The 12,588-nt window shown below is 67.7% G+C and carries 10 protein-coding genes; 6 read left to right on the plus strand and 4 right to left on the minus strand.

Features of this window, described 5'->3' with window-relative positions; all coding sequences use genetic code 11:
- The first annotated feature begins 263 nt into the window (after positions 1 to 263).
- From Dvina_RS05530 to Dvina_RS05555, 6 genes are all read left to right on the plus strand, one after another.
- Positions 264 to 1,268 (plus strand): YveK family protein, encoded by a 1,005-nt coding sequence (locus Dvina_RS05530; RefSeq protein ID WP_223101263.1) that lies wholly within the window; start codon positions 264 to 266, stop codon positions 1,266 to 1,268.
- Entirely contained in the window at positions 1,265 to 2,725 is a 1,461-nt protein-coding gene (locus Dvina_RS05535; RefSeq protein ID WP_223101264.1) for an O-antigen ligase family protein, read from the plus strand. The genes Dvina_RS05530 and Dvina_RS05535 overlap by 4 nt, the downstream gene beginning before the upstream one ends.
- Entirely contained in the window at positions 2,722 to 4,161 is a 1,440-nt protein-coding gene (locus Dvina_RS05540) for an oligosaccharide flippase family protein (protein ID WP_223101265.1), read from the plus strand. Before Dvina_RS05535 ends, Dvina_RS05540 begins: the two co-directional genes overlap by 4 nt.
- Before the next feature lie 14 nt (positions 4,162 to 4,175).
- Positions 4,176 to 5,276, plus strand: coding sequence for a glycosyltransferase family 4 protein (locus Dvina_RS05545; protein WP_223101266.1), 1,101 nt, complete (start codon positions 4,176 to 4,178; stop codon positions 5,274 to 5,276).
- A 10-nt stretch (positions 5,277 to 5,286) separates the two neighbouring features.
- Positions 5,287 to 6,354 (plus strand): glycosyltransferase family 4 protein, encoded by a 1,068-nt coding sequence (locus tag Dvina_RS05550; protein ID WP_223101267.1) that lies wholly within the window; start codon positions 5,287 to 5,289, stop codon positions 6,352 to 6,354.
- 92 nt (positions 6,355 to 6,446) lie between these two features.
- On the plus strand, positions 6,447 to 7,568 hold the full coding sequence (locus Dvina_RS05555) for a hypothetical protein (RefSeq protein WP_223101268.1): 1,122 nt from the start codon (positions 6,447 to 6,449) through the stop codon (positions 7,566 to 7,568).
- Between the two features lie 33 nt (positions 7,569 to 7,601).
- Here Dvina_RS05555 and Dvina_RS05560 read toward each other — a convergent pair whose 3' ends face one another.
- The 4 genes from Dvina_RS05560 to Dvina_RS05575 form a co-directional block, all read right to left on the minus strand.
- Positions 7,602 to 8,750, minus strand: a complete 1,149-nt coding sequence (locus Dvina_RS05560) for an ulvan lysase-like protein (protein WP_223101269.1) — start codon at positions 8,748 to 8,750, stop codon at positions 7,602 to 7,604.
- Between the two features lie 387 nt (positions 8,751 to 9,137).
- Positions 9,138 to 10,277, minus strand: coding sequence for a glycosyltransferase (locus Dvina_RS05565; RefSeq protein ID WP_223101270.1), 1,140 nt, complete (start codon positions 10,275 to 10,277; stop codon positions 9,138 to 9,140).
- Positions 10,274 to 11,395 carry a glycosyltransferase family 4 protein gene (locus tag Dvina_RS05570; protein WP_223101271.1) on the minus strand — a complete coding sequence of 374 codons (1,122 nt, stop codon included), beginning with the start codon at positions 11,393 to 11,395 and terminating at the stop codon, positions 10,274 to 10,276. Before Dvina_RS05570 ends, Dvina_RS05565 begins: the two co-directional genes overlap by 4 nt.
- Positions 11,380 to 12,567 carry a glycosyltransferase family 4 protein gene (locus Dvina_RS05575; protein ID WP_223101272.1) on the minus strand — a complete coding sequence of 396 codons (1,188 nt, stop codon included), beginning with the start codon at positions 12,565 to 12,567 and terminating at the stop codon, positions 11,380 to 11,382. Before Dvina_RS05575 ends, Dvina_RS05570 begins: the two co-directional genes overlap by 16 nt.
- Positions 12,568 to 12,588 lie beyond the last annotated feature (21 nt).

Here is a 12,588-nt window from a genome sequence, read left to right on the forward strand (position 1 = left end):
CCACTGCCGTCGCTCATCGGCTATGTGTTGAAGGGTCAACGGTCAGGCCCTGCTGCCCGAACGGATGACTTCGAACGGGCGTAGCAGTGCAGCCGCCGAAGCAATATCCTCGACCTCGCACGAATGATTACCGGAAGACGAATCCGATCGGCCGCATCGTTGCGAATTCCGGAATACATCCTCCGGTGTCGGACGCACTCACCGGAATATGACGACTGACAGAGGAACCGTCCATTATGCCTTCGTCCGATCATGATCGGCGATTGAGTCCCGTAACCGATAAGGCAACACTGCTGAGCAGCCCCGAGCCAGGATGGGCGTATCTCAGGAATTCCGATCTCCTGCTGCCGGGAGAGCCGCGATTGTCATTGATCTGGCGGGCGAAGTCGTTCATCGCGGCCTTCGCTGTGGTTGCCGGCGTCGCCGCGGCCCTGATTGCCGCCGTTCCGGCCACCACCTACACCGCGCAGTCGACGATCCGCGTCTCGCTGCTGTCGGTGAAGGGCGTCCCGCGCGAGGCCGTCCTTGCTCAAAACGACCTTGCCGCGCAGTACGCCCTACTGGCAACGACCGCGCCCGTGCTTGATCACGCCGCGCAGTCCCTGGGCCAGAGTATCGGCAAGATCGAGGCAACCCCGCTCAATGGCTACAACATCGTCGGCATCACGGCGACCGCGGGTAGCGCACGGCTCGCGGCCCAGCGAGCCGAAGCTGTCGCCCGTGCGCTCATCTTCTTCGTGCGCAACTCCGAAACCGAGGCCTACACCTACGCCAACAACGCAGTCGCACCACAGCTGAAGCAGCTCGACGAGCAGATCGGTGCCGCGCAGGACACGGTCGAGAAGCTACAGAGCCGTCTCAACAGCACCGATCCAGAGAAGAGCGGTGGACTCCAGGCGCAGCTCAGTAGCCAGATGGCGTTGCTCGGCACGCTTGTGTCGAACAGGACGAACTACTTCACCGCAGCCACCCGAGATGCGGCCGCGGCCTCCCCTCAGCTCACCCTGCTCAACGTCCCGCAGCAGGGCACCGCCAAGCCTAAGAATGCCCTGCTCTACGGGCTTGTGGCGGCGCTGGTCGCGGCGCTGGGTGCAGCCGAGATCGCCGTTCTTTCGTTCCGCCTCCGCACGCTGCAGGTCGCGCCGCGCAAGCACAGGAAAGTGCGCGGTGCGGGCCCGGCGGATTACGACGAGGAGGAGCAGAGCCGACCCAGTCTCGACAGCGATGCACTGCTGCCGGGTGAGGCGACGGACCAGATGCCTCGATGACGACGCTGCCCTTGGCCACGGTCGACGCCCTGCGGCGGACACGGACCGCACAACTCGTACTCTTGTGCGCTGTCCTCGCGTTCGCTCTCGCGAGCGCGGCGGGGCTTACCCAGCGCCTGCTGTTCGACTCGCCCAGCCCGTTGAAGTACGCCGTGACGGTGGCGTTCTCGATCTATCTGCTGATCGTGGTGTCGGCCTCGAAGCCGCTGCTGGTCATGACGGTCACGACGGCATTCGTCGCTCCCTTCGCCGCCGGCGCCACCTTCGGCGGCCTGGTCATCACGCTGGGACTGCTGGCCTTGAGCATCGGCGTGGTATCCCTGCTGGTCAGCAGATCCAGCGATGACCACGACGGGGGCACCCGACGTAGCTTCCTCGCTGTCGCGGGCCCGATCGCGGTCGCCGGTTTGGCGGCGCCGTTGATGCACTCCCGGCACTTCGTCAAGGTCATCGTGGTTGTGCTGGCCATCACTTGCGTGGCGTGGTTGGTCGCGCGCGTCGCGCGCCAGGACGGGAACAGGCGGTGGGTCATCGGTGGGTTATGCGCCGGCGCCACGCTGCAGGCGGGTTTCGGTTGCTATGAATTCTTCACCGGCCGGCCGCTCAACCTCTACGGGGGCTCGGCCGGCTACGGCACCTCCTATTTTTTCATCTACGCGTCGGGCCAGTCATCGTTGGTTTTCCGTCCATCGGCGGGGCTGCCTGATCCGATCTCCCTCGGCAACCTCCTCGCGGTGGCCCTGCCACTGCTGGTCGCCCTGGCCTTTTCCACAACAGCCCGCTGGCAGCGATTTGCCGTTTCCGCCGCGGCCGTTGTCACGCTGGCCGGGCTGGCTGTCACGCTGTCACGGATGAGCTGGTTCGGCGCCGCCGGCGGGTTGATCGTCGCTATCGCGCTGCTTCCGCCGAGGAAGCTGGTCCTCGCCGTCGCCGTGCTGGTCATGGCGGCCGTGCCGGTCGTATTCCTCACGGAGTCGGGTCTGGCTGGTGACGCCGTTACAGATCGCGTGTCTTCGGCCTTCGACCCCACCGGGACCAGCACGGCAACCCGCGAAGAGGACCTGACCCGGGTCGAGATCTGGCACGCGGCCGTGGACGTCGCCGTCAACAACCCTCTGGCCGGCGTCGGGCTGGACAACCTGCCGCCTTACCTCGTGGCCGCGGTGCCACTGGCTTCCGAGGCGACCCACGCCCACTCGACCTATCTCAACGTTCTGGCGGAAGCCGGAGCCATCGGCATTATCGGGCTGCTGTACCTGGTTTTCTCCGCCGTGCGTGACGCGATACGGGGCCTACGGCTCGATCGCTGCCTCTTCGCCGGCATCGTCGGCGCCTTGGTCACCATGCTGATTGTCTGGACCACCGACTACACCGTCCGGACCCCGGCCATGGCCATCGTATTTGGCCTGATCATCGGCTTGGCCGCCACCGGAAGCAGGCCGGTGATCCGGCCATGACCACCGCCCAGCTGACCCGTGATGTCGCTGCGTCGAGCATGGCCCTGCTGGTCAGACGAGTATCGGTACTCGCGACGACTGCGGTCTCGACAGCGGTCATCGCACGGGCAGTGACGGCCGCCGACTACGGCACGCTCCAGTCGAGTCTGGCGGCGTGGACCGTTGCGCTGTCAATCTGCGAATTCGGTTTCGGTGCGGTCCTCAGCCGCGAGATCGCCCGCCGTTCGCAGGACCACTCCTCGCTCTTGCGTATGGGGCTGGAGCTGCAAGGAGTGCTCGGGGTGGCCGTCGCCGGGGTCTTCGCGGCCGTCGCTGTCGTCGTCGGCTCGAGCAGCGCCCAGGGCTTGATGCTGCTTGTACTCGCTCCCAGCCTCGCCGTCGCCGGCTTCAGCGGCGGCCGGTCATACTTCCTCGCGACCTTCCAGACCCGCCGCCTCGTTCGAATCGACGTGATCGTTGCTGCCGCCCAGCTGGCCGCGGTCATTGCCGTGGCGCTGAGCACTCACAGCGCGATAGCGATCGCCGCTGTGAGTAGCGCTGCAGTCGTGCTCAACACTGTGTGGGTCGGCCTCGCCGCGCGACGCGCGGCCGGCCGGTCCGCCCGGTACGTCGCCGGTTGGCCGACGTTTCTGCGTCAGGTCGTACCGCTGGGGATCAGCAGTGTGATCTCCAGGGTCTACGTCAGCGCCGATCTGATCATCCTGGCGGCGATTGCCACGGAGTCCGAGGTCGCCTGGTACGCGGGCGCCACGAAGATCTACGCCTTCCTGAACACCATGACCGCGCTGGTGGTAGCGGCGGCACTGCCCGGTCTGGCATCACTTATCGACGACCGGGAAGCGGTGATGCGACTCACGCGCCGCATTTTCTCCTGGATCGCCACCACGGTGCTGCCGGCATTCGTGCTGTGCGCTGTGTTCGCCCCGACCGCCTGCGAAGTGGTGCTCGGACCAAACTTCCGGCAGGCATCAGGGTTGTTGGTCATTCTGTCGGCGACCGGGATCGTCTCCACGTTCGGCCAGATCTTCGGTACCTTGCTGACCGCCTCCGGCGTCGTCCGACCGATGCTTTATCAAAATATCGCCGGGGCTGTGCTCAACATCGGGGCCAACGTAGTACTCGTCCCACACTACGGCGCCCGCGCGTGCGCCGTCGTCACGCTCCTCACCGAGGTTCTTGTCTGTGCCGGCTCGTTCTGGACGCTGAAGCGCCGGTTGAGTATCACCCGCCAATTGCGTGTCGTGGTCCGGCCGGCCGCGGTCACCGCCGTAGCGGCCGTGGCGGCCTTGCTGCTCGCCGAGATCCCTTGGCTGGGCGTCCCGGTCGCGTCACTGACGCTTCTCCTCGGCTTTCGTCTGTTCGCCTGCTGGCCCGAGGAGTTCCCGCTCCAGCGCCTCTTCCGCCGACGTGCGCAGATGTCGACAACCGGTCCCTAGGAGCCTGTCCGTTCATGTGTTCCCCGTTTCCGGCCGAGCCGATCGGCCGCATCGTGCTCGCCACTACCGCAGCCGAACGCGGCGGTCTCTGGAAGAACGTGACCGACCTCGCGACCGCGTTCACCGTCGCCGGTCACGATGTATACCTCGCCTTCCCCGAGGGGGCCGTCGATCTGGTACGGGATGCCCGACGCCTCGGGTTGCCCTTCGCCGACCTCGCTCGATCGCCCCAGCTCAACGGTGCGGTGTTCCATCTGCACCTGCCGAAGCCGTTCGATCGCCGGACGTTGCCGCTCATGGCCTCAGCGCGACTGCGCGGTCATCGTGTCTTCGTCACCGAGCATCTCGCACGGCACCCGTCGTCCGACGCCAGCGTTCCGTGGGGACCTGGTCATACACCGGGGCTGCGCAAGCCCGGCGCGAGGTATGCCAAAACCTTGCTCAAGCGGACGGAGGCCCTGCTGGCCCATCAGGTGATCGCGGTCAGCGAGAATTCCAAGCAGTTCATCATGCGCCGGTTCGCCTTGACCGACCGCAAATGCACGGTGGTTCTCAATGGCATCGCACCCGCGGAGCCAGTGCCTCTGCCCCCGGTCCAGGGGGGCCTGCGCGTTGCCGTCGTGGGCGCCGTAACGTACAAGAAGGGTCATGACGTCCTCGTCGACGCGGCCCAACGATCACGCGGCACCTGGACTGCCGACGTGTACGGAAGCGGAGACCTGATCGATCAGCTCCGCCGGCGCGCCGGCAACCGCGTCAGGTTCCACGGCTGGGTCGACGACGTGGCAGAGCGGGTGGACCAGCATCATCTGCTCTGCATGCCATCCCGCTACGAACAACTGCCGTATGCCGTCACCGAGGCGATGATGCGAGGCCGGCCGGTCGTCGCGACAAACGTCGACGGCCTGCCCGAAGCCGTGGAGGACGGCATCAATGGGCGGTTGATACCACCGGACGACCCCGACGCGCTAGCGGCCGCGCTCGATCATGCTGAACAGCATCCGGACACGGTCCGCCAGTGGGCGCTGGCGGCGCACGCCGTCGCCGTCGACAAGTTCGCGTTGGCGGCAATGACCGATCGGATCCTCGCCCTCTACACGAGAACCGTCGCGTGATGGGAGCACATTGAGAGTCGTCCACGTCAGCCCGGTCAACTTCGGCTCCTCCGGCACCTTCGGTGGTGGTGAACGCTACCCTCGTGAACTCGCCAAAGCGATGGCCGCCCAAGTGCCGACCACCCTCATCACCTTCGCCGACTCGGACGCCGAGTTCACCGACGGTGACCTTCGAGTCCAGGTGTTGCGCAGGCAAGGGAGGTACCGCAGCGCGCTCAACCCCCTGTCGACCGCGTACCTGCCGGCCCTCCGAGGCGCGGACATCGTGCATACCCATCACCTGGAAACGCTGACGACCGACCTGACCCTCCTGAGCAGCCGGACGTCGCGGAGGGTGTTCACCACCGACCACGGTGGCAAGGCACCACGGATGCCGGGCTACCGCCTCATCCAGCGACGTATGACCGGCCTGCTCGCGGTCAGCCGCTTCTCGGCGCAGTTCTACCCGCATCTGCACGACAGGACATCGATCATTTACGGTGGCGTCGATACCAACCGGTTCCGCCCCTCCGATCAGCCACGGACCGGGAACGTGGTGTTCGTCGGGCGCCTCCTGCCTCACAAGGGCATCGACATCCTGATCCGGGCGCTGCCCGAGGGATGCCAACTCGACATCTACGGGCGGCGCTACTCGGACACCTACCGCGCAGTCCTCACCAAACTCGCCGACGGCAAAAAGGTGACCTTCCACGAGGATGCCGACGACGACGAGATCCGCCGGGCCTACCAAACCGCCGGCGTTGCGGTCCTGCCCTCGGTCTACCAGTCCGCCTACGGCCCCGGCAGTCCGCGTTCCGAACTTCTCGGCCTGACCCTGCTCGAGGCCATGGCGTGCGGTACCCCGGTCATCGCGACCGCAGTCGGTGGCATGCCGGAGATCGTGTCCGATGGACGAACCGGTCTGATCGTCCCGCCGTCCGACATCGGGGCGCTGCAGGCCGCCCTCACTCGAATTCAGACCGATCGGGCCCTGTGGGCCCAGATGTCGAGGGAAGCGGCGGCCCGTGTAGCCCGCGAGTTCAGCTGGGCCGCCGTGTCGCAGCGGTGCCTCGACGCCTATCGGCAGTACCCGTTGTGAGCAGGCCAACCGGCCGCAACCTTCGATATCGGTTGCCGCGGAGCGGGCGTGCGAAAGTCCTCACCGCGGCAGCCGGGGCTCTGCTGTCCGCGGTGACCTTCGCTGTTGTCCGTTTCGCCGCGCCGCCCGCCGGCCTGTACGGCACACCGCCCACTGCCGCGCCTTCACGAAGTGCCGGGTCGGCGGTCGACGTGCGCATGGTCACGCTGATCGACGACATCGTCGGCGAGTTGGAGGCGTCCGCCCCGATCGGTGCTCCTCCCGGCACCTGGCAGGACTCGACCGGCTGCTTCCGTTGTGACGCCGGACCAGCCCTGGCGCTCGCGGGGGCGGCCGCAGTCACCGGAGACCCCGCTCGTCGAAACCGGGCCGAGGACATCTTCGACGAGATGATCTGGGCCCATCAACGGCCGTCCGGCGCGTTCGGCCCGGACGAGAGGACTGCGGGCATCGACACGATGTTCTTCGCCGCCGAGCTCGGTATCGCCACCGTCGTGCTCGGCGCGGACCTGGACGAACTGCACCGGGCGGCATGGGCGAAGTCCGTCGCGTCGGCGGCGGACTTCCTCATCCAGGGCGGACACCTGGCATGGTATGCAAACGGCAACATCGCCATCGGAAACACCCTCGTCATGGCCCTGGCGGCACGGTTGACACACGATGCCCGCTATGACGGCCGGTATGAGCAGGCCCTTGAGTTTGCGATTCACCCCCCGCAAGGGCGCTGGCCGAAGGCCGGGCTGACGGTCACCCGCGAGCCCACCCGAAAGGACGGTTCCGACGGCAAGGCGTTCTTCTCCGAGGCCGGGGAAGCGAACCAGCCCGGCTACGACCCGGAATATACGATGCTGCAGCTCGACCAGCTGACGAGGATATTTCTCGTCAATGGCGATCCTCGCATCCTTCGCGCAATGAACATGCTGACGAATCAGCTCATGGATCGCCTTGACGCCACGAAGTGGCGGCTCGACACGAGCGGCGGGACCCGAATGAGCCAGACGCCGCGAAGTGTCCCGTTCGACAGCGCCGGACCGCTGGTACTCGTCGAGGCCGGTGGCCGCCCCGACCTCGAGCGCTATCAAGACAGTCTGCTGACCGCGATCGAGCGGAACTTTCTCCGGAGTGCCACTGCCTTCGGCGACCGTATGAAGTACGCGCTGGGAATGACGTGCGCCTCCATCATCATGAGCCAGCCGTCCTGGCGTCGTCCTTGACCTGAAAGCATCCGCATTGCCGCCGTGCCGAGGTCAGCGCAGTCTGGCATTCTCCGGCAAGCTGGCGAGGATGGATGAGGTGATCATGCCGAGCGCGTACTTGGCTCGGTCTCCCAGACCCGGGACATCGCTTCGGAACTCCCTGTCGATTGCCGCGAGCTGGGTGGCAAGGTATGGGCTGATGTCGGTGCGGCCGCCGAGAAGGGCGAGGGTGTGCAGCGCGGCCGTATCGAAGTAGACGAAGCGTCGCGCCTCGGTGTGCCGGGTGCCCTTGCTGGCGTTCAGCATCCAGGTCGTCCGGTCAACCCTGGTCATGAGCTGGTTGAACAGGAGGTTCATGTAGGTGAGGACCCGGTTGTCGCGGTTTGCCAGGTAGATTTTGGTCAGTAGGTCGAGTTGCAGGACGGTGTACTCGGGGTCGAACCCGAGACCGCCGGCTCCGGCTTCAGCGAAGTACGCCTGGCCGTCGGATCCGTCCGCCCGGGCCGGCTGCTTGGTGTAGCGCAGCCCGTATCCGGCCCAGCGCGACTGCGGCGGGTTGACGGCAAAGGCGAGCGCCGTTTCGTAATATCCCCTGAATCGCTCGTCGCTGGTCAGACGGTACGCGAGGGCCATGACGTAGGCATTGCCAATGTTGATGTTTCCGTTGGTGTACCACTTCAGATTGCCGTTGGCGACCAGAAACTCGCCGGCTTTGCGGATCGCGGCGGTCCAGCTGTCATAGCGGGCTGGGTCAAGGTATGGGCGCAGCGCGATCGCCGATGAGCCGAGTTCGACGGCGAAGAACATTGTGTCGACGTCGGCGCTCCCGTTGGGGCCGACGAATGACCCGTTGGGCTTCTGGTAGGTGGCGATGCTGTGGTCGAAGATCGCGACGGCCTGATCGCGTTGAGCGGTGTTGCCGGTCAGCGCGGCGGTGCTGGCGAGAGCCCAGGCCGGGCCGGCGTCGCAACGCCAGCAGGCGACGGGCAGCTTCCAGACGCCCGCGGCGGCATCCTTGGGGGCTGTTCGTTGCATTGCGGCAACCATGTCGCTGACCAGCGTGACAATGGTGGTCCCCGGGCCAGGCAGTGGAACCCGGACGTCAGGTGCTGTTCCCGGCCTGGCCGGCGACTGGGGCGCGGCGGTTGCCTGGCCCGAAACCGACATGGAGAGTGTCGCGCTGATCAGGACCGCGATCACAGCTCTGCCTGCCTTGGAGTAACGAAGCCGCACCTGTTCCGCCCATCTTCCGTCTCGGTTGCGCCTACCTTTCGGCTTTCGGGCGTCGGACTTGAGTGCGAGGCGGCTTCCGGCGGAGTGCGGTGCGAGTGCTGAGCGGCGGCGTCCGCCCGCTCGCTTCGGGCTGGACGCCGCGGGATCCGCGGCTGGTGCCGCAGGCTTGCCGGCCGGCCGGCGGCCCGCGCGATGTTTTCGCGAATACTGTCGAATGAATCGTTTCAATACGCCCGGCAGTGGCGGCGTAGCCAGCAGCGAGGTGATCGGCGATGGAGGTGCGGCGAGCCTCGGCCGTTTTCTCAGGCGCCTGCGCCCGGCGGTCGACGCCGGCCCGTATGTCCGCCGGCCGGATCACCGGCCGATATCGTGCAGCACCATGCGGTAGGCATCGTTGATCGATCGCGCAGTGCCGGGTTCGGTGAAGCGCTCCTCGACGCGGCGGCGGGCCGCATCGCCCTCAGCCGCGAGCAGATCCCGGTGGCGGAAGCGGGTCAGAACCGCGCCGGCCAGCGCGTCGACGTCATCCGGCGGGATCAGTGCCCCACCGGCCGATAGGTTCGCGGCCGGGCCGAGCAGAGCCTCGCGGCTGCCGGCCACCTCGGTTGCGACAGTGGCGCGGGCGCACGCCATCCCCTCCAGCAGCGCCAGCGAGAGACCCTCCCAACGCGACGGTGACAGCACAAGGTCAGCCGCCACGAACACCTGACGTACGTCCCGGCGCGGGCCGAGGGCCAGGACGCCGGCATCCGGGTCGTGCAGCGGGTCGACATCGGAGCCGGCAAGCAGCAACAGCGCGTCCGGGAAGTGCCGCCGGACCCGCGGCCAGGCCGCGATCGCCACGTCTTGGCCCTTCTGGCGACAGCCTCGGCCAACGACCACAGCGACCGGGGCGCGGTCGTCGAGACCAAAGGCGGCGCGGGCGGCGGCGCGCTCGTGTTCGGTCGGAGCTGGAAACGAGGCGAGGTCCACGCCGTTGAGCACCACGCGGCCCGGACCCGCGACACCCGCCCGCTGCCCGTCGGCCTGTTCGGCTCGGCTGCAGTACAGCGTCAGGTCGCTCCAACGGACGGCCAGCCGCTCCCAGCCGCTGGCCATGACGCTGAGCGGGCCGCCGACAGCCGCGAATGACCAGGCATGCGGTTGGAAGACGGTCGGCAGTTGGCGCCGCAGGCAGAGGCGTCCGATCAGCCCGGCTTTGCTCGAATGGAGGTGGACCAGGTCCGGTCGGCACGCCGCGACGATACGGCGCAGCGCGCGGATCTCGCCGAGCAGTGATGAGCCGGGCTGGCGCGTGCTGTCCCAACGCATCCATGATCCGCCGCCGGCCGAGACCAGGTCGGCGAGTTCTCCAGGCGGACACGCGACGACAACCGGCCAGCCGGCTGACATTTGCGTCCGGACCAGGCTGATCACGACGCGCGCGACACCGCCCGTTGTCGGTTGGGCCACGTGCAGCACGTTGAGTCCGGGTGAGGCCGCGGCGACGTTCATGCGGCTCTTGTGTGCCGAGCCGCGGCCGCTTGCAGCGCAGCCTGGACGTCGGCGGAGACCCGGCTCCAATCGAACTTCCGGCTCCAGTCCGGTCCGGCCGTCGCCATCCGGCCGCGCAGTTCGTCGCGCTCGAGCAATGTGATCAACGCCCCGGCCACCGCGGCCGGGTCCGTCGGATCGACCAGGAGACCTGTCACTCCGTCATCGACGGCGTCGGTCGCGCCTCCGCAGCGACCGGCGACAACCGGCAGTCCGGCCGCCGCCGCCTCGACATACACGATGCCGAAGCCTTCACCGCTTCGGCCGTGGTCCGCAACCCGGCTGGGAAGCGCGAATATGTGTGCCTCGGCGAGCAGGGCATTGCGGGTCGACTCGTCGACGGCCCCGCGCAGCTCGACGTGGCGGCTCAGGCCTCGGGCCACGACCTCCGTACGCAGCCAGTCAAGCCGCTCGCCTCCGCCGACGACGACCCAGCGGACGTCCGGCAGTCGTTGGATGACGGCGGGCAGAGCGGCAAGCATCACATCGTGTCCCTTGTACGCGTCGGCCAGGCGCGAAACGGTCAAGATCGTGGGGCGCCGGGCTCGCGCACCCGGTAGCGGCGGGCTCAGCCGCACCCCGGGCGGAATGACGGTCAGGGGCGCGGTGGGCACGCCGACCGCCTCGACCAGGCCGCGCGTATAGCGGCTGACCGCGATGCCGAGGTCAGCACCCCGCACACACCAGCGGGCGCTGCGGGGCCAGGTGGGGACCTCTTTCGCGTGGTAATACTGCGCCCACGCCGCCCCGGTGACCGACCGGATCAGGGCTGCCGCATACCCGCAGCGCACGTGCATGCTCAGCACGATGTCGGGCCGGAACGCTCGGGCAACGTGCAGGCTATGCACGGTCAGGCGCGCGATCGACCGGCGGCCGCCGCGCGGCTGGTTGCGCACGCGATGGACGGTATAGGGCCGCTCGGCGTCCCAATCTGCCGCCTGCGGCTCGGCCAGCGTCACAACCTCCACCGGACCGGTCCAGCGTGTGACGATGCCCTCGGTGAGCGTCTCGATGCCGCCGAGGGCGGGCGGGTAGACAGGGCTGAGAACCTGCAACCGGAGATTCACGAGCGGCTCCACGCCTGCCGTGCGTAAAGCTCGATGTAGTGGCCGGCCACGACCGGCCACGACCAGCTCTGCACACGCGGGCCCGGAAGCGCGCGGCGCGCGGCGGCGAGCACGGCCCGGTTGTCCAGCAGCCGGATCATCGCGTCGGCGAGGTCGGCCGGGTCGCCGGACCTGGCGACGAAGCGAGGGTCGAGGTCACCGACGAGCTCCGGGTTGGCCCCCACCGGTGTGACGAGCACCGGTGTGCCGCATGCCAGGGACTCGGCGGTCGTCAGTCCGAAGCCTTCCAGCTCGGCTGTCGGCATGACGGTGAGCGTCGCGCTCCGGTATCCCTCGCGTAGCCGCGCCTCGCTGACCCGGCCCAGCAGGTCCACCCGCCCTTCCAGGCCCAGAGAGGAGATCTGCCGTTCAATCGTGGTTCGCAGGTGCCCGTCGCCGGCGACGACGAGCCGGGCACCGGGGTGGCGTGCGAGGACGGCCGGCATTGCTGCGATGCATTCGACGACGCCGGTTCGGGGAGTCAGCCGACGCGCGGTGAAGATGAGCGGCTCGGTATCGGGCTGCGGCTGCCGCGGGGGAGAAAACCAGTCGGTGTCGACGCCGCCCGGGATGAGCCGGGCGGCGTCAGCCGCCTGCGGTGCCAACTGCGCCAACTGCTCGCGCATGTATTCGCTCAGCACGGTCACGGCGGTCGCGCCGCCCACAACTGCCGCCTCGGCCCGGCGCAACAGCTCGACGGCGGGGCGCTGTAAGGGGCGGGGCAGCAGGTAAGTGCCCTGGCGTTCCGTCAGCAGTTCCTGATGCACCGGGGCATGAAAGGTATAGAGGTAGGGTCGACGGGAGCGGCCTGGGCCTAGCATCGCCAGCATCGGCACCGGAAAGTGCCCGTGGATTACCGTGCCGGGGCGGCGATCGATGGCCGTACGCACACCCGAGCGGGTGCGATACGGGTACTGCACCGCGAAGAGCGGGCTGCGTTTGGCGGGGACCGCGTGGCGAACCACGGTGACGCCGTCGTCTCCCGTCTCGATGGGAGGAAGGTCCGGCGACAGCCGTTTGGCGACGATCGTCGTTGGCACGTCACAGCGCACCAGCGCGGCAGCGAGTTCACGGACGTATCGTTCGAGACCACCTAGCTTGTCCGGCGCGGTAGCGTTCGTGACCAGTACGACGGGCGGATGCATGCATTCTCCGAATCGGGTGGT

Source organism: Dactylosporangium vinaceum (assembly GCF_019904175.1).
Lineage (GTDB): Bacteria > Actinomycetota > Actinomycetes > Mycobacteriales > Micromonosporaceae > Dactylosporangium > Dactylosporangium vinaceum.

Bases quoted from the DNA above. Each gene is read 5' to 3' on its own strand.
- Dvina_RS05535 (WP_223101264.1), top strand. From the start codon at position 1,265: ATGACGACGCTGCCCTTGGCCACGGTCGACGCCCTGCGGCGGACACGG.
- Dvina_RS05540 (WP_223101265.1), top strand. From the start codon at position 2,722: ATGACCACCGCCCAGCTGACCCGTGATGTCGCTGCGTCGAGCATGGCC.
- Dvina_RS05545 (WP_223101266.1), top strand. From the start codon at position 4,176: ATGTGTTCCCCGTTTCCGGCCGAGCCGATCGGCCGCATCGTGCTCGCC.
- Dvina_RS05565 (WP_223101270.1), bottom strand. From the start codon at position 10,277: ATGAACGTCGCCGCGGCCTCACCCGGACTCAACGTGCTGCACGTGGCC.
- Dvina_RS05575 (WP_223101272.1), bottom strand. From the start codon at position 12,567: ATGCATCCGCCCGTCGTACTGGTCACGAACGCTACCGCGCCGGACAAG.